Below are 18,326 nucleotides of genomic sequence, written 5' to 3' on the forward strand. Positions count from 1 at the left end.
ACTAAAAATAGAACCAGGAAAAAACCAAATGAGAAAGAAAAAAAAAACGTCCCAAAAACTTGTTTTGAGACGGCCTCTTTTTTTATGACTTAAAGTGAAGTGTATTTTTCACAGATTCAGATCATTTCAATTAAAAACCAAAGTCGTTAAATGTTTTTTTTATTCGACTGATTGCATCCATTAATTGTTCTTCATTGATGACCAATGGTGGCGTGAAGCGAATAATATGTTCGTGTGTCGGTTTTGCAAGAATACCATTTTCTTTCATTCCCAGGCAAACATCCCAGGCAGATCTTCCTTGCATTGGTTTGATGGCAATAGCATTGAGTAAGCCTTTGCCGCGCACATCTTCAATCATATCCGATTTTACGGCACGCATTTCCCTGCGGAAAATTTTTCCCATTTTCTCAGAATTCTCTGCCAGCTTTTCCTCCTGAATTACGTCCAGTGCGGCCATTGCAACTTTGCCTGCAATGGGATTTCCACCATAGGTTGAACCATGTTCTCCTGGCTTAATCGTCAGCATAATTTCATCATCAGCCAATACACAGGAAACGGGAAACATACCTCCTGAAATAGCTTTACCTAAAATCAAAATATCAGGACGAACACCTTCATGGTCACAAGCAAGCATTCTGCCGGTACGAGCCAGCCCTGTTTGCACTTCGTCGGCTACAAATAATACGTGGTGCTTTTTACAAAGTTCGGCTGCCTTTTTTAAGAAACCATCTTCCGGAACATAAACCCCCGCTTCGGCTTGGATGGGTTCGACTAAAAAACCGGCAACATTGGGATCTTGCAATGCATGCTCCAGTGCTTCCAAATCATTGTAGGGAATATTTACAAAACCAGGAGTATAAGGGCCGTAATCATTGTAGGCATCCGGATCAGACGACATGGACACGATGGTAATAGTACGGCCATGGAAGTTTCCATTGCAAACAATAATTTTTGCTTCGTTGCGAGGTACTCCTTTTACTTTATACGCCCATTTGCGAGTTAATTTCAAAGCCGTTTCATCTGCTTCAGCACCCGAGTTCATTGGGAGCATTTTATCGTATCCAAATAATTTGTTCATGTATTCTTCCCATTCTCCCAAAACATTGTTATAAAATGCACGGCTCGTCAAAGCAAGCTTTGAGGCTTGCTCATTCAGTGCGGTTACAATTTTAGGGTGACAATGTCCTTGATTAACGGCGGAATAGGCTGCCAGGAAATCAATATACTTTTTTCCTTCCACGTCCCAAACATAAATTCCTTCACCACGTTCCAACACAGCAGGAAGCGGATGATAGTTATGCGCTCCGTATCGAGCTTCGCGATCCATGAAATATTGAGCATTTTTTGTTTCCATCGTATTTCAGATTAAGTTTTATTTTTATACAGAATTACAGAATATCAGGCTGATATCAAAGTTATCCAAAGTGTTAAAAAAAAGATATGGGAATGATCTAAACTTTTTTTCGTTTCAATTTTTTTATTAGTCATTAGTGGTTTTATCAGATTGATATGAAACTGTTGATTTTATTTTATCTTTGATAGCTAATTTACCGGAATCCATTTGTGAATGAAGCGAGTCGTATTTGTTTTTTTTATGCTGTTATCCAGTGTCCCAACTGTCTTTGCCGGGCCTACGCGAATTGATTCCCTCAAGCAGGAACTCAGCGAAACTAATCGTGGAATAAAAAAATTACCCATTTTACTTAAATTGGCTGAATTCTATTCCGATTCGGCTCGATATCACGATGAAGCCATTTCTTATTTAGATGTAGCACTTTCGATTTTAGATCACCGACACAATGATTCTTTAAAAATAGCTGCACTTAACTTTTACGGGTTGTCTGAATATACAGCCAGTAATTTTGAAGAAGCAGCTACATACTATTATGAAGCAATTACTTTAGCAGAAGCAACAAATGACCAGAAACAGCTATGTAAACTTTATAATAACCTGGGGATGGTTTTTGATGAGATTGAAGATTATGATCAGGCCATTCATTTTTACCGCAAATCTTTTGAAATAGATAGTATTCTTGGGAATGAAGAAGGAATAGGAATGTCCTATTTGAACATGGCAATATCCTTTCAAAATAAAATGAAGTTGGACTCAGCTTTTCAACTGAACCAAAAAGCCTTGGAGATAGCAGAGAAACACGGTGACAGTGTATCCATAATAAATGTGATTAACAACCTGGGAACAGTTGAATATGATCGCAAAAACTACGATAAAAGTCTGGAATACTACCAAAGGGCCATGTCACTGTACAAAAGCAGATGTGATATGGAAGGTGTTGCAACCGTTTATAGTAATATCGGGCTCATCTATCTGGATAAAAAGCAGTACGATAAAGCTTTGGTGAATTTTAAAACTGCGCTTGATTTGGCAACCGAGCTTAAAATGAGCGATTTTGTAGGCGATATTTATAGCAATTTATCGATGTATTATGAAGAAGTGGGAGACTATAAAAATGCCTTTTATTACTATGATTTGTACAACGTTGTTTATGATAGTCTACTTGGTGAAGCCAAGAATCGAAACATACGAAAGCTGGAAGCTCAATATCGACTGGACAAAAAGCAAAGTGAAATAAGAAACTTACAGCAACTCAATCTGGATCAGGAACAAATGATTAAGATGAGTAAAGAAATTCAGTTTTACTTGTATGTTATTATTTTTCTGGTTGTTGTAATTTTATTGGCAGGTTTTTTAATGTTCAATAAAGAGCGAAAATTGACTAGACAGTTGCAGGAAAAAACGCAGGAACTGAAAAAGTTGAACTCCGATAAAGACAAGTTTTTCTCCATCATTGCTCATGATTTAAAAAATCCATTTAATGCTTTAATTAGTTATACCAGTTTGTTGAAGACTGATATTGATCGATTTACGAAAAAAGAATTAACCCAGATCTTAACAGACTTAAATACCTCTACCGAACGCGGGTTTAATTTATTGGAAAACTTGTTGTATTGGACTCGTTCACAAACGAATCGCATCAAAGTTTATAAAACAAATTTCAACTTGAAAACGATTGTCGACGATGTGAAGGATTTAGCTGAATCCAACCTTGAGGAAAAGAATCAAACTATATCAATTCAGATTGATCCCAGCATTAACGTATTTGCTGATAAGGACATGATTGCAACTGTTATTCGCAACCTGGTATTTAATTCCATTAAATTTTCGGAGCCTGAAACAAAAATTCATGTAGAGGCTGAAAAAATTAATCAAAAGGTGCAGTTGTCTGTAATTGATCAGGGAATTGGAATTGATCTGGAAGAACATTCTTTAATTTTTGATCACCAGCACAACCTTTCAACCAATGGTACCAATGGAGAAATGGGAAGTGGACTTGGGTTGGCCATTTGTCATGAATTTGTTGTGAAAAATGATGGTATTATTTGGGTAGAAAGCAAAAAAGGAGAAGGAGCTACTTTCCGTTTTACCATTCCTTTAAGTGATACTACTTCATCCAACGGATAATCGCTGTTTCAATTCCAATAAAAACCAAACTTAGAATCACAAATAAAAGCCACAACTCTTTTCCATTTTGTATTTGTTTGATCTGTTGTTCAAAATCGGGCAATTCACTGTTGAGTACTTTTACATTTAACCAGTTATTTTCATCAATGAGTTCGTTAATCTGATCAACTGAAAGTTTATTGTTGAGTGATTCTTTCCGATTGAAATTGAACGCTGGCATACTAACAATTTCCTCATCTGATGTAAGCTCGTAAATTCCAGCTTCTTCAATCAGTTGACTGAAATTGAGCCGGGCATAGTTGGCGCTTTCATTTAGTACAGGTATTCGAAACGATTCATTGGCCGCGATTTTTTTAATTTCGAATGGGGGTGTATCCGTTTGTTCTTTCCTTACCTCAGAAATGATGGAGTTATCAATCGTATAACTAATTGCTTGTGTTTCCAGACTGTTTATTGCCATATTATAAAGCAAAGGCACAAAAATGGCTTCTTGTATAAATTCGTTGCTATTTACCGGAAAGCTGAAGTTGTATAAGTGTCCTTTTCCAACAGGGTAATCTGTTATTGCAGATTCGCCATTAATTAAGCTAATAATGGCTTCCTGTTTAACTGAGCTAATCGTTTTGAATTGGTATCTGAAATTTACCTCAGGAAGTTTCAAATCCTTTTGCTCTTGCTCAAATACATTATTAAAAACACGGTGTTTATAATTGAGCGAATTCATCCGTATTCTGGTTGTATCGATTCCATTAATAGGATTTACCTTGCATTGGCTGTACAACAAATTGTAATCATCAGTGTTGATTTGTTTCCCGGGTAAAATACAGGTAGTACCACCATTTTTAATAAAATCACTGATCGCTTTTGATAACCCGCTTCCCAGAGTATTTACATTCAATAGAACGACAAAATCTGATTGAGCAAGCGCACTGGTTTGCACCTTTCGGTCTTCAATCGTTTCAAGTTGAATCAGTGAATCATTTTCAAATAAGGTCTCTAGTTGTTTGATGCCACCTTCCTCTGGATTATAGATCAATAATATTTTAATTGTGGGTTTCACCTGATAGCTGAAGTAAAAGTTGTTATCGTAAATAATCGGGTAATCATCTAATTCAACCTTGCCCAAATGAAATCCTTTCATATTATTTCGATAGCTCAGCGTGACTATTTTTTCTTCAGCTGGTTCCAGTTGTAAACTACTAATTGCCTTTAGTGAGTCATTGATACTTAAGCGAACAGCCTGATTCTGGATGCTTTGTTCCGACTGGTTTTTTATTTTGACAAAGAGTGTTTCATGCTGTCCTGATTTTCTACCCGGGGTTTCGAACCAGCAGGAATCAATCATTAAATTGTTGCTTGATTGGCCTGAAAAACGGATAAGGAAATGATGGCTTAAACTATCCCATTTTACCTCCTGATTGTCAAATTCATGAGCCTGAAAATCAGAAAGGAGGTAGATGTTTCTTTGATTGTTTGAGGCAGTTGATGAAAGTCCTTTATTAATTAAATTGATTGTTTCCGAGAGTGACAATGATTTGGGACTTTCTTTTGTGGCAGAGATTCGCTGTATTAGTTGCTCTCTGTTAATTGGTAATAATTCCTTTGGAGTTGCATTGTTTGTCAGTAAAAGAAAATCGGTTCCGGGCTCAAATGCATTTGCAATGTTAACCGCTTTTGTTTTGGCCTCTTCCAATAAAGGGCCATTGATCCCTTCCTGATTCATGCTAAATGAATTATCAAGATAGAGAGCTACTGTCTGTTTGTTTTGTTTTGCTTCAGTGTCGTGGGATGATAAATAAGGGCGGGTAAAAGCAATGACCAGCAGGGCGAGCATTAAAAGCCGGCTAATTAGAATAAGCAGTTTTTTAAGATCTGACTTTTTTCTGGTGTCTTGTTGTACTGCTTTTAAAAAGCCTACCTGGCTGAAGAATACCGTTTTATATCGTTTGAAATGAAAGAAGTGAATAATTAATGGGATTAGCAATGCTGCCAATGCCAGTAAAAATTCAGGGTATATAAATTTTATCATTTATTCAGAATTAACAAAAATCAAAATTAATGGAATTGTTTGATGAGAAAAGAAAAATTAATAATCAATCCACAGAGATGGCTGTGATTTTCTGTTGTCACTATAAATTTGTTTATTTATTTTATTGAAACATAAAACAAAGTTTCATTAGCTATTGTTACATTGAATTATAAAAACTTTTTCATTTAACAACTACAAACGTTTTACTAGTTACTTTTGTAATCAATCAATTGCTTTAACCTGTAAATTGTATCAATATCAAAAAAAGAGTGGGATGAATTATTATACGATTAAAGACATGGAGACCCTTTCGGGGATTAAAGCACATACGATTCGTATTTGGGAGAAACGCTATGGTTTGCTAAGTCCGGATCGATCGAACACTAATATTCGATATTATAGTGATGAGGAGTTGAGGAAATTACTCAACGTGTCAATGTTGGTTAAGCATGGCTATAAAATTTCTAAAGTCTCAGTTCTTGATGATCAAACGATTCGAGAAGAAGTATTGAAGTTGAATGGTAAAACCGCAGATCATTCCGGAATATTAGATCAGTTAGTTGTGCAAATGGTCAATTTCAATGAACCGAGGTTTGAAGAGCTGATAGAAAAAGAAATTGAAGAAAGCGGTTTTGAGGAAACCATTATGAATGTAATTTTTCCTCTTTTTGAAAAAATTGGCGTATTCTGGCAAACTGGTTCGTTATTTCCCGCTCAAGAGCATTTTGTTTCCAATTTGGTGCGGCAGCGCATGATTCGTGAATCATCTCGATTTGATAATTCCAATTCACGCAAAACAGTTTTATTCTTTTTAAAAGAAGATGAGCAGCATGAGTTGAGTCTTCTTTTTTATAATTACCTGGCCCTAAAATCAGGCTATAAAACAATTTATCTTGGGCAGAATGTACCTTTTGATGATTTGGTTCACATTTCTGAAATGAACAAGATTGACTATATTTTTTCGGCATTCATTAATGCTTTGGGAAAAGAGGATTTGGAAAACTATTTAATTCAGTTAAGTCAGCTGGTAAACAAGAAAAGAGTCTTTGTTAGTGGGCGCCAAATATTGGAACACCAACCAAATTTACCACGAAACTTTAAAGTGGTTTCTGATATTCAGTCGTTTAAAAAGTATTTTGGAGTACTTCATTAGTTTTATTGCAGCCCGATTTATTCTTTCGCCAATTCCTGAATTTCGGACACATGAAGTTTAAAATGTCTTGGAAAATCAATTACCATCATGTCCAAAGTGAATTCCTCATTGTTGTCAGAAATCCATACTTGATTTTTCTTATCAGCATCAACTTGTTGAATGACGTGGCAGTAGTGTAAATGGCTATATTTCCACAGCTGAACTAGTTGAGACCATTCTTCATCTTGGTAGTTTTGAATAGCAATCCAGCGATCGTTATTTCCATGGTTAGCATAGTCTGGAAAATTGATCGGACTTTTCTGATATTGCAGGTGAATAACCCGGTGGGTATTGTTCGAAGCAGAATCAACCATATGCCCCAGTATTTGCTTAATGGTTCTATGTTGGTTATTCTTTTTTTCACTTACAGTTTGGTCTGGTAAATTAATTAACCAACCCTCTAACTCATGGATCGATTGTATAAGATCATTCGCAATGTCACGATAACTATTCATACTTTTTCTATTGTTATTCCGAATCCAGGTAAGTAAGCTGGACTTTTCTAAATTCAACTTCAGCACCTTCTGCTTGCAAGGCAATTTGTCCTTTATTGGCGGTGCACTCAAAACCATAATTAACTTTATCCCCGTTTACCCACACTTTAATTATTCTGTCAGTGCATTTTATAATCATGGTATTCCATTCTCCCAATGGATACTCAGAATCATCCGTTAAATTTTTAATTCTTCGTTGCTTGCCCTCTGTAATACCCCAATCTTTCTTCGGACCACGTCTTTTAATCATTTCAGGCGTTTGAATATCTTCTCCAATACACCAAAAGTCACCAGCATCACCCGACTGCATCTGAACTTCAATCGATTGAGGAAACATATTGTACAGAACCCGTGGGGTGGAAACATGTACTAAAACACCACAATTCCCTGGTTCTCCAGCAAAACGATAACTGATTTCCAATCGATAATTGGCATAAATTGAATCGGAGATCAAATGTCCACCGGGTACTCCAAGGCTAACAAGTAGTCCATCTCGAACCAGAAAAGGCTTAACTGTATCCGGATTTTGATCCATTGCAGGAACATCCAAGTGCCAACCATCCAAATTGATTTTATTAAAAAGATCAATGGTTTGTGAATTGGCAGTAAGAAAGGCAGACAATAAGATTAGGTGTAATGCAAAGATTTTCATTAGCTTTCTAAATACTGATAGCTAAGTTATGGATTATAATTCGATTCCCGGTCTTTTTTCTTTGCCATACTTTTGCAGAACACCACTTGCATGACGAAAATAGTGCCCGCGCAAATCCTTAGAATATTCCAATAAAATTTGATTTCCAATTCCATTAAAATCACCACATTTATACAACGCTCGGGCAAGAATTAATTCACGAAGTGAGTTATTTCTTGTGCTGGTATCGGTGCTGTTAGCTGGAGTAATTCGCAAAGCCTTTTGAATATCAGTCATTGCGTGTCCCTGAATTCCTTCAATTTGTAGCAGGTCATAAATAATTTTCACTCCTTCTTCACTTGCTATGGTTTCTAAAGCTATAGCAACGGCTCTGAAATGTGAAAAGTAACTGTCACGAGTCAGTTTTTGAGCCATTTTTTCAATCGCAGGAATAGCTTCGGGATTTTTGCAATTTCCAAGAGCAATAATCAGGGAGTCAATGTAGCTCATGCTCTTTCCAAACTGTCCCATTCCCCGGTAATTCCATCCTTCATCCCATTCTTCCAATTCACTAACAGCTTTCAATAACTCATTGGATCCATCTTCTTCACCGAACATTCCCAAAATACGTGCATAAACCAACTTGTGTTCAGCATTATTTGACAGGTGATAGTGATCCTTTAATGCAGTAATGCCGGATTCACGATTCCAAAGAAGTATTTCAAGTCCTTCCAGATTATTTACCACTGTTTTTGCAGCATTTTGAATCTGCTCAAGTTTTGGAGGGAAGTTGTCTTTATAAGTGATGACTTCAGGGATTAGGCTACCAATCTCAACTAGTTTGTGCTGAAGATTTTTGATATCAACATTACGGATTTGTTTACCGTTTTTCGAAACCATTGCTGCTGCCATTCCAACGGCATATCCTTGATTTTGCAAACAGGGCTGCATTCGTATGACTGGCATAGCATCGCGATGGGCAGAAGCCCCCAAACCTGTTACGGCAATATTATCAAGTCCTTTTGGAAGTAGTGACCTTAGGGGGACGTATGCAATTACATCTACTCCGGAATGAGCCGGTGGTTTCAGTGCGAAATAGGGATCAACGGTAAAGCCATGGGTATCAAATGAACTTTTATGAATGGAAATGGTATCAGGATAAGTCCGGCCATTATAGACATCTAAAACTGAAATAGTGAAATCTCCAACCATACGTCGGCGTTCCCGTGTTTGCACCAACTTGCCTATATCAAACTGGTCCTTAAATTTCTCTTTTCCCACCACAAAGGTTCTCCATACATCCAGCATGTCCGAGTCATTGGTGAAGGTCCAGTCTGTGTTATTATAAAAATCATCTGGATTTTTATAAGGCATACCGGTTCCTTGAACTGCCAATGTATCAGCATCAGTATAATCATAGGAAGCTCCGGCAGCAATTGCAATATCAGCACTTCCTGTTGAGTCGATGATTGTATGTCCAAGAACAACTCCTTTTCCCATCGGAGTCGCTACTACTATGCCTTTTACCTTTTTATCTTCGACATACGTGCCACACCCAATTACACCAAACCAGATTTCTCCGCCATTTTTCCGTATTTCTGAACGGAACCATTCCGTTTTCCAATCAAATACCCATTCGTCCAATCGTTCTTTTTGTCGCGGATTATTATCACCTAATGACCGGACACCCGCATCCACTTCGTTGGTAAAACCTTCTCGGTAACCATGGTAATAACGACCTACCATCCCCAAGGTCCCAATTCCTCCCATGCCGTGCATATAGTCTAAGACCAGTGTTTTTGCATTGTTTCTGCTTGAACCTAAGGCTGCAGGTGCTCCTGCTGTGCCACCTCCCATTACAATAACATCCCAATGACCAAGTACAGGAAGGCTGGTATCTTCAGCAATAATTCTTCCCTGATTAAGATAAGGACGCAAACCTTCGAGCAATTCACCAACATTACCTGTTACCATATTGGCTTGCGGTATCCCTTTTATTTTGGGGTTTTGTATTTCATTTCGTTGAGATGATACTATTGCTGCAGCTTCACCAATACGTTCACCAATACGGATTAGTTTTCCCGGTTTAAGCAAGTTTTCAGCAGCTTGATCGGATAAACATGCAGAACCGCTCAGCACAAAAAGATTTTTCTTTTTTCGAGGTTGAAAAACTTTCATGCTGATTTTTTCACTGTCAATTTCAGGTTTTGTCCAACGTTTTTGTCCACTCATCCGATCCGGTGGAACCTGAAATAGTAGATCAGCACTTTCAACCTGATTACTATCCCACACCAAGTCACGAGCAACTTGCTCTGCATTTGCGAAAGAAGACCAACTCCCGTCTGGCATAGGAATAGTAATAGAATATTCAATCGCCTTATATTCTTTATCTTTAATTTGAATGATTTCTGATTGAATCTTAGCACTAATGCCGTCCCTTTTTTTGATATCGTTACCTACAACTGTGAAATTAAATTTTTGTTCACCGGAAGGATATTTCCCAAAGCTTACATTGTTCAATCGGGCAACTAAGCCTCTGGGTGTCGCGTCAATAATATTTTTTGCCAAAATGGCCTGCCTTCCGGATCGGTTGGAAATAACAACTCCTGCTAGCTGATTTTGATCATCATGAACCACGTCCGTGACATAGCTTGAATACAAGAAGTCAATTTTATTTTTAATCAATTCCTGGTCGAGGGTGTGTTTAATATGCATTGGTGTAGGTAAACCTTCCCCGAAGATTTTTTCTTCCAGTTCGGTTTGATAATTTGAATCTTCCCGCCACAAGCGAAATGTTCCGCATAAGTCTTCTCCAAGGTAGGGTTCCTGTGCCACTAAAAAAGTCAAGGCGCCATTCTGTTTAGCTTGAATTGCAGCAGCCACACCTGCTGTTGCACCACCAACCACCAGCACATCCACAACATAAGCAACAGGAATCTGTCTTGCTGATTGGAATCCAAATTGCTTTTTGGTTTCGTCTGCTGAATTTGAAAAAGCTTTTAACCCACCTATGGTTAAAAAGGCGGTTCCTGCTGCTGACTGATAAATAAAATCTCTTCTTTTCATGTTTTGGATTGCTTAGATTTAGTTGGTATCGGTTGTTCGTATTTAAGCTTTTGAGAGCTCTCTTGCAAAGTAAGTTTTTCGATAAAAGAAAAAGGCAACAACCGACAACAGGGAGATCAATATGCCTGCGGTATACGAGATGTCTTTTGAAAGAGAAAAACCTTCAGGTGCAAATAACAGGTATGTTGTAATCACGGCTGTCATAAACACTGCCGGAAGTAAGGTTATCCAGTAGAATTTCCGTTCTTGTGCCAGGTAAATGGTAATAGTCCAGAGAACAATAGTAGCCAGTGTCTGATTTGACCAGGCAAAGTAACGCCAGATGATACTAAAGTCTATCTGGGTCAATAAAAATCCTACCACAAAAAGCGGAATACTTACAATTAATCGGTTTTTAATGGGCCCTTGCTTGTATTTCATGAAGTCAGCAACAATCAAACGGGCACTTCTAAATGCAGTATCGCCCGAGGTAATTGGCGCTGCAACTACTCCCAATAGGGCGAGGAACCCACCGAAAGTTCCCAATAGGGAGTTGGATATTTCGTTAACTACGAAAGCAGCATTACCGCTGTTGGCATTCATAACTTCGTTTAGTTCGTGAATTCCTCCAAAGAAACTCATACTGATGGCTGCCCAAATCAATGCCACAACACCTTCAGTGATCATTGCTCCATAGAAAACCCGTCTCCCATATTTTTCATTGGTAACGCAGCGTGCCATAAGTGGTGCTTGAGTTGCATGAAATCCAGAAATAGCACCACAGGCAATGGTAATAAACAGCATGGGGAAAATGGGAAATTTCTCGGTAGTGTCATGATAATTATGAATGTTGGCAAAGTTTAATTCTGGAACATGATACCCTTTTACAAAAAGAGCTATTATTAACCCAACAGCCATAAATACCAATGCAAATCCAAATACCGGATAAATTCGTCCTATGACTTTATCAATGGGAAGCATAGTTGCCAACAAATAATAGATGAATACGACCCACACCCAAAAGGTCATGCTGGCAAAATTTGGAGTTAGGCCGGATAATATTTTAGCAGGCCCCATAATAAATACGGCACCGACTATGATCATTAGCAACACGGTGAAAGCCCTCATGAATTGCTTGGTTCCATTACCCATGTAGATACCAACAATCTCAGTAATACTTAATCCTTTGTGCTTGATGGAGAGCATACCAGAAAAATAATCATGAACCGCACCGGCAAAAACAGAGCCCAACACAATCCAGATAAAAGCGACTGGTCCCCACATGGCTCCGGCAACAGCACCAAAGATTGGCCCTAACCCAGCGATATTTAGGAATTGAATTAGAAAAATCCGCCACCAGGGGAGGGGCATGTAATCTACACCATCTTTCATTGAAAAAGCGGGCGTTTCCCTATCAGGATCAATCCCGGCAATTCGCTCTATTATTTTTGAATAAATGAAATATCCGATTAAAAGTACAGCCAGTGCCGAAAAAAAAGTAATCATCTTTTAACTAGTTTAGTGAGAGGTTTTATACAAGTAGCTAAATTTATAAAAAAAAGCCTCACTAGATTTCGTAGTGTTATTCAAAAGTGTGCTGTTTCTATTATTGATTCGCAAACGAAATTTACACCTTGCCCAGAGCATCATAACAGGTAAGATTAATTAATCATACTTTATGGAAGAGTTGTTTCTTCTGTCCCCCATTAGTAGAAGGCTTGCATTTCGATGCGTTTAGCTATTATTGCCAGGCTTTTGCCTACAATTTCAAGCCTTCGTTTTTGATTTCAATATCGAATAATAACAGACTGCGATATCTTTCGCCACCTTCAAAAGCTCCCAATACCAAGTTTCTCACATATGAGAGTTTATTGAAGTTTATCCCTGAAAATTTTTCTGAACTTGTTCAACTTTGGAACGATCACAAATTGACAATAACCTTGTGCTCGATTATTTTCGTAGTAGTCCTGATGATATTCTTCGGCTCTGAAGAAGTTTTTCCAGGCAGTTATTTCGGTGACAATCGGTTTATTAAACACCTTGTCTTTATTTAACCTATTGACGATTTCTTCAGCAATTTCTTTTTGAGTTTCGCTATGGTAAAAAATGGCTGACCGATATTGAGATCCTACGTCAGCACCTTGTCTGTTTAAGGTCGTCGGATCATGGGTAGAGAAAAAAACTTCCAAAATCTCAGTAAATGAAATAATAGTCGAATCAAATTCAATTTCTATTACTTCTGCATGTCCTGTACTTCCTGTAGATACTTCTTTATAGGATGGGTTAATGATGTCGCCACCAGAATAGCCTGATGTGACTGATTCAACTCCACGAAGTTCCTTATAAATGGCTTCTGTACACCAAAAACATCCAGCCCCTAACGTTGCTATTTCCATATTTGTACTATTTCTTTGAGCTCCCGCCAAAACTGACAGGTATAGGGTTATTAAAAGAAAAATCGCTTTCATCCACCGTTTCTAAAACTTCACTCCAAACCTCCGCAGCATTTTTTTTTCAAACTTCCAGAAAAATTGGAACTGTCCTAAAGCAGTGCCAATCACTAGTAATAGCATTTGATAGATTGGTACAATTGTCACAATATAAATTGGGATTAGCCATAAAATGTTGATATCTGTGTCAACACCCATCCAGTGGAAAAGCCAACCACGCACCATCACGGCGGCACTTCCGGTCACTGAGAAAACAAAGAATATAACTAGCAACTGAAAATTGGATTTGACATCCCAACGCTCCTTAAATCGTTCAATCATGTCTGTAAAATTGATTCTCGATATAAGTAACAAGAAGAAGAAAAAATGGTTTGTTATGCGAATTGATGTCCTTGAAAAATGATGTATCCATACACGATAAAACGCAACACTCGAAAGAGAGCAATGTAGATATATCTGCTCATTGGGTATTCAGTCGTTCCTACTAGCATACTGATAGTTGACCACGGTAATGGAGTTAATGCTGCAGCAATAATAAGTACTGATCCATATTTTCGGAAAAGTGGCCAATATTTACTAAAAAATCTTCTGCCTAAATAACGAAACAGAACAACTCTTCTTAAAAATCGCCCGACCAAAAAGGCCAAATAACCGGCACCATAAGAAATAGCTGCAAAAAACGTGAGATTCAAGACATATTGAAGTATATCTGCTTTATGGTAGGCCCAAATCATGAAAAATTCAGGGGGAATAATACCAAAAAAAACTTCCGATCCCAGGTAGATCAAGTAAATAATCAATGGTTTTCCATAAAATCGCTCTATCCAGGCTTCCTGGTTGTTGTCGTAAATAAACTCTTTAAACAGAATGTATAAGACTGCAATTACAGCAGTCCATAATATTCCACGGAGAATATTTTTAAGCAGAAATTTTAGTTTGGGCTGTCGCTTCATTAAAGGCTGTCAATTTTTTTGGCTAAGTTATGGTCTTTCTCTGTGATTTTTTCCTCACTATGAGTTAAAAGACTAATATTAACTTTTTTATAACTGTGCAACAGGATGTCTGGATGATGATTCGATTCCTCGGCAAAAATGCCAACTTGATTTACAAACTTTAAAGCTTCATTGAAATTTTTGAAGGTGAATTCTTTTTCAAGTTTTCCGTTAATTGTTTTCCAGTTCATGTTATTCGTTTACAGGTGAAAACAAGGCTGAAATGGGATAGTTCAAAATCTGCTAGTTGTTTAATTTAGTTAACAACCAGGCCATATTTTCGCCCAGGATCTGCATCGTTTTCATACCTTCCTCATCATTGAGAACATCCCCTTCATTTTTTCCATATGCAAAGTTCCAGTAACTGGAGCCAGGTACAATCATCTGGCTGATCAGGAAAAAGTTATTTAAGGTTTCAAAGGTATGTAACTGACCACCACGACGAACAGAAACGACAGCAGCACCTACTTTCCTTTTCAACAAGTGTCCGTTTCCGCGGGTGACATAACCAGCGACATCAATCAATGCTTTCATCTCGGTTGTTACATCCGTGAAATAGACTGGTGACCCTAATATGATGGCATCTGCTTCAACCATTTTATCAATACATTCATTAATGGCGTCATTTTTTATTTGGCAGTGACCATTTAACACCTCACGGCATTTTCCGCAGGCAGTGCAGCCATGAACTAGTCGTCCACCAATTTGAAATAACTCTGTCTCAATACCTGCATCGTTTAACGGCTTAAATACGGTTTCTAAAAGATGCTTTGTATTTCCGTTTTTGCGAGGACTGCTATTTATACCAAGTACTTTCATTTTTGGTTAATTTCAAGTTTGAATTCAAAGTTTATAAATCGGATGTTTCAGATCAGTTTCCAAAGACATACGAGATAATGTTTGCTCCCATTTCTAAAGCCATTCGCCTAATTTCTGGTGGATCGTTGTGAACTGAAGGATCTTCCCATCCATCACTGATATCAGATTCATAGGTGTAGAAACATACTAGTTTGTCTTCAACAAAAATTCCAAATCCTTGTGGACGTTTATTATCGTGTTCATGAATTTTGGGGAGACCTTTTTCAAAATTAAATTTTTGATGAAAAATTGGATGATCATCAGGAAGTTCCACGAATTCCTTATCCGGAAATACTTTCTTCATTTCGCGCCTAATATATTGGTCTAAACCGTAGTTGTCATCAATATATATGAATCCACCAGCTTCCATGTAAAGTTGTAGGTTTGAAGCTTCTTCTTCCGAAAAAATAATATTTCCGTGTCCTGTTATGTGCACAAACGGATAATTAAAAATCTCGATACTATTTGGTTCTACAATTGCCGGATCGGGATTGATATTGGTGTTCAGTTCGGCGTTGCAGAAACGGGCTAAATTTGGAAGGGCTGTTGGATCGGCATACCAATCGCCTCCACCTTTGTATTTTAAAAGGCCAATTTTTAATTGCTGATCCTGTGCTTGTAAAAAAAGCGTGATCAGTACAAAAAAGTATGTGAACAGAATTGCTTTCATAATTGAGTTTCAAAGATAGTAAGAATGCTGGAAGATGGAAGCTGGTAATTAAGAGTTGAATAGCTGTTTCGGCAACTATTAATTGAAACTTGAGACACGAAATTTGAAACTAAATGAAAAAAATGCTGTTATTTTGAACAAATAAATTTTTACAGGATGAAGAAAGGTTTTACAACGCGATCGCTTCATGTGCGTTTCCCAAAAGATGACCCACACCGGGCGTTAGATATGCCGGTTTATGAAAGTGTAGCATTTGAGTTTGATTCTGCGGAAGATATTGCTGCTAATTTTAGAGGTGAATTACCAGCTCATGTTTATTCTCGTGCAAGCAATCCTACGGTTGAATTCTTTGAATTGAAAATGAAAAATTTAACAGAGGCGCATGGTGCTTTGGCTGTTGCCAGTGGCATGTCGGCTATTTCAAATACGATTTTGGCACTGTGCAAGACTGGAGATAATATTATTTCCGGACATCATTTATTTGCACACAGTTATTCCTTGATGGATCAGAGCTTGCGAAATTATGGTCTTGAAACACGCTTTGTAGATACAACTGATGCAGCCGCGGTAGAAACTCTTGTGGATGAAAATACCCGTGCCATCTATTTTGAAACAGTAACCAATCCTCAATTGGAGATTGCGAATATCAAAAAACTTGCAGGTATTGCTCAAAAATACAATCTCATCCTGATTGCTGATAGTACACTTACTCCACCAGTCGTCTTTAATTCTAAAGCCTTTGGAGTGAATATTGAAGTAATGTCAACTACTAAATTTATTTCGGGTGGAGCTACTTCTTTTGGTGGTGTGATATTGGATAATGGGAATTTCGATTGGTCACTAAATCCTAATTTGATTGAGGTATCAGAAAAGTTTGGCAGAGATGCATTCATTGCACGACTTAGGAAAAACTATTACAGGAATACAGGTGGAGCCATGACGGCTCACACTGCTCATTACCAGATTATGGGCTTGGATATGCTGGAACTCCGACTGGAACGTGCCTACGAAAACTGCATGCAATTGGGAGCGTATTTGTCTAATCATTCTAAGGTGAAGAAAGTATGTTATCCTGGATTAAAAGATTCAGAAAACTACCTGTTGGCAGCCCAGCAATTTGAAGGCAAACCGGGTTCTATCATGACTTTTGATTTGGAATCAGAAGAAGCTTGTTTTGCTTTTATGAATAAATTGGAGATTATACGACGAGCAACAAACCTGAATGATAACAAAACTTTGATTATTCATCCATGGTCTACAATATACGTTGAATTTTCCGAGGAGCAGCGTCGGGAAATGAAGATCAATCCTACCAGCATGCGCTTGTCTGTGGGAATTGAAGCAGCCAGTGATTTGATTGAAGACATTGAGAAGGCCTTGGCTTAAACTCCATGTGCTTAAAAATAGTAAAGTTCAGAACTGTGATTATTCTGAACTTTTGAAGTGTTTGAAATAGTCTTCAATTGAATTTACGTAGTGCTCATAGGAATCAATTCCTTTGTGAGTGATGGTACAGGTCGTCAATGGATAATTACCTTTAAATGATTTATTAACTTCAATATATCCAGCCTGTTTTAGCTTATTCATCTGGAAACTCAAATTTCCCTTTGTCGTTTTTATATTTTCAAGAAGATAGCTGAATTCAGCCTCTTTCACACTGATTAGAATGGACATAATGGCTAGTCGAACTTGAGAATGTAGCAAGGGATCTAGTTCTTTAAACATGAGCCTTATTTTTTTCGGTTAGCATACAGAATATGACCGGGAATCACAAATGCAATTAGCCATGCGATTGATTCAAGTAGAAGTTGTTCCTGAAGCTCAAAATAAGATGAAGTGTAAGCCAACAAGGCGAAAATTACTCCACCTATTATAATCAAATTATATCTTAGTATTCCACCAGTGACGGTTATGGCAAATGCAATGAAAACCATAAATATTGGGTGTTGGAGCTCAAAATTGATACTGTGAAGTACATTGAACTGTATCATGTTAACCAAGGACAAACAAATGAATAGTGAAATCCAAACATATCTGAGGGAGATTCCAATATAGGTTTTTACTTTTTTTCGTTGCTGAAAAATATAATATCCACTGTAAGCTAAACCAACTAAGGGCAATATAATTCGAAGAGCGTGAACAATGTCCATAACCAGATAAGGCATTCTGATTATGCTTGTTAAATAGTTCAGAAAAAAATAATTAATAACAAATATCCATCCCCATAGAATGAAAAGTATTCCATCTTTTCTTAGTTTGCTTTTCGAAACATTAATCATTTCTTTAATTACTTGAAGCGATTCTTTTTCACTAAATGATTCTGATTCTTTTTTTATCGTTTCCATGATTGTGTGTTTAGTTGATAAAACTAGTTTGCAATACAAACTTAATTAAGTTTGCGTTACAAACCAAAAAAATAAGGATGTTATTTTATAAAACTAAACTTGATAGGAATCAATTGATTATAGCAATTCAGCTTTTCAG

Annotated in this window: 17 protein-coding genes; 3 read left to right on the plus strand and 14 right to left on the minus strand. The window is 37.5% G+C overall.

The window, feature by feature from the left end; translation table 11 throughout:
* Positions 1-130: 130 nt before the first annotated feature.
* On the minus strand, positions 131-1,354 hold the full coding sequence (rocD, locus tag ACUNWD_RS15400; RefSeq protein ID WP_445588726.1) for an ornithine--oxo-acid transaminase: 1,224 nt from the start codon (positions 1,352-1,354) through the stop codon (positions 131-133).
* A 213-nt stretch (positions 1,355-1,567) separates the two neighbouring features.
* On the opposite strand from rocD, the gene ACUNWD_RS15405 reads away from it, so the two are divergent.
* Positions 1,568-3,481, plus strand: coding sequence for a tetratricopeptide repeat protein (locus ACUNWD_RS15405; protein WP_445588727.1), 1,914 nt, complete (start codon positions 1,568-1,570; stop codon positions 3,479-3,481).
* On the opposite strand, the gene ACUNWD_RS15410 is transcribed toward ACUNWD_RS15405, so the two are convergent.
* Entirely contained in the window at positions 3,462-5,510 is a 2,049-nt protein-coding gene (locus tag ACUNWD_RS15410; protein WP_445588728.1) for a BatA domain-containing protein, read from the minus strand. The two genes, ACUNWD_RS15405 and ACUNWD_RS15410, sit on opposite strands and share 20 nt — an antisense overlap.
* A 274-nt stretch (positions 5,511-5,784) precedes the next feature.
* Here ACUNWD_RS15410 and ACUNWD_RS15415 point away from each other — a divergent pair, with 274 nt between their 5' ends.
* Positions 5,785-6,663 (plus strand): MerR family transcriptional regulator, encoded by an 879-nt coding sequence (locus ACUNWD_RS15415; RefSeq protein ID WP_445588729.1) that lies wholly within the window; start codon positions 5,785-5,787, stop codon positions 6,661-6,663.
* A gap of 17 nt (positions 6,664-6,680) precedes the next feature.
* Here ACUNWD_RS15415 and ACUNWD_RS15420 read toward each other — a convergent pair whose 3' ends face one another.
* The 10 genes from ACUNWD_RS15420 to ACUNWD_RS15465 all read right to left on the minus strand — a co-directional run bounded on the left by ACUNWD_RS15420 (position 6,681) and on the right by ACUNWD_RS15465 (position 15,842).
* Complete coding sequence (locus ACUNWD_RS15420; protein WP_445588730.1) at positions 6,681-7,157, minus strand: hypothetical protein; 477 nt, start codon at positions 7,155-7,157, stop codon at positions 6,681-6,683.
* A gap of 13 nt (positions 7,158-7,170) precedes the next feature.
* Positions 7,171-7,848 carry a 3-keto-disaccharide hydrolase gene (locus ACUNWD_RS15425; RefSeq protein WP_445588731.1) on the minus strand — a complete coding sequence of 226 codons (678 nt, stop codon included), beginning with the start codon at positions 7,846-7,848 and terminating at the stop codon, positions 7,171-7,173.
* 33 nt (positions 7,849-7,881) lie between these two features.
* Positions 7,882-10,893: an FAD-dependent oxidoreductase gene (locus ACUNWD_RS15430; protein WP_445588732.1), complete on the minus strand. Its 3,012-nt coding sequence runs from the start codon at positions 10,891-10,893 to the stop codon at positions 7,882-7,884.
* 42 nt (positions 10,894-10,935) lie between these two features.
* Positions 10,936-12,378, minus strand: coding sequence for a carbon starvation CstA family protein (locus ACUNWD_RS15435; RefSeq protein WP_445588733.1), 1,443 nt, complete (start codon positions 12,376-12,378; stop codon positions 10,936-10,938).
* A 362-nt stretch (positions 12,379-12,740) separates the two neighbouring features.
* Entirely contained in the window at positions 12,741-13,268 is a 528-nt protein-coding gene (msrA, locus tag ACUNWD_RS15440; protein ID WP_445588734.1) for a peptide-methionine (S)-S-oxide reductase MsrA, read from the minus strand.
* 81 nt (positions 13,269-13,349) lie between these two features.
* A complete protein-coding gene (locus ACUNWD_RS15445; protein WP_445588735.1) occupies positions 13,350-13,643 on the minus strand; it encodes a DUF6787 family protein in 294 nt (97 codons plus the stop codon).
* Positions 13,644-13,696: 53 nt separating this feature from the next.
* Positions 13,697-14,275: a hypothetical protein gene (locus ACUNWD_RS15450; protein ID WP_445588736.1), complete on the minus strand. Its 579-nt coding sequence runs from the start codon at positions 14,273-14,275 to the stop codon at positions 13,697-13,699.
* Complete coding sequence (locus ACUNWD_RS15455; protein ID WP_445588737.1) at positions 14,275-14,505, minus strand: 4a-hydroxytetrahydrobiopterin dehydratase; 231 nt, start codon at positions 14,503-14,505, stop codon at positions 14,275-14,277. Before ACUNWD_RS15455 ends, ACUNWD_RS15450 begins: the two co-directional genes overlap by 1 nt.
* A gap of 52 nt (positions 14,506-14,557) precedes the next feature.
* A complete protein-coding gene (locus ACUNWD_RS15460) occupies positions 14,558-15,133 on the minus strand; it encodes a flavodoxin family protein (RefSeq protein ID WP_445588738.1) in 576 nt (191 codons plus the stop codon).
* 52 nt (positions 15,134-15,185) lie between these two features.
* Positions 15,186-15,842: a DUF4159 domain-containing protein gene (locus ACUNWD_RS15465; RefSeq protein WP_445588739.1), complete on the minus strand. Its 657-nt coding sequence runs from the start codon at positions 15,840-15,842 to the stop codon at positions 15,186-15,188.
* Positions 15,843-15,998: 156 nt separating this feature from the next.
* On the opposite strand from ACUNWD_RS15465, the gene ACUNWD_RS15470 reads away from it, so the two are divergent.
* Positions 15,999-17,228: an aminotransferase class I/II-fold pyridoxal phosphate-dependent enzyme gene (locus ACUNWD_RS15470; protein ID WP_445588740.1), complete on the plus strand. Its 1,230-nt coding sequence runs from the start codon at positions 15,999-16,001 to the stop codon at positions 17,226-17,228.
* A gap of 39 nt (positions 17,229-17,267) precedes the next feature.
* Here ACUNWD_RS15470 and ACUNWD_RS15475 read toward each other — a convergent pair whose 3' ends face one another.
* Together ACUNWD_RS15475 and ACUNWD_RS15480 are read right to left on the minus strand one after the other, a co-directional pair.
* A complete protein-coding gene (locus tag ACUNWD_RS15475; RefSeq protein WP_445588741.1) occupies positions 17,268-17,567 on the minus strand; it encodes a winged helix-turn-helix domain-containing protein in 300 nt (99 codons plus the stop codon).
* 5 nt (positions 17,568-17,572) lie between these two features.
* On the minus strand, positions 17,573-18,187 hold the full coding sequence (locus ACUNWD_RS15480; RefSeq protein WP_445588742.1) for a hypothetical protein: 615 nt from the start codon (positions 18,185-18,187) through the stop codon (positions 17,573-17,575).
* Between the last annotated feature and the right edge of the window lie 139 nt (positions 18,188-18,326).

The organism is Sunxiuqinia sp. A32 (genome assembly GCF_052690465.1).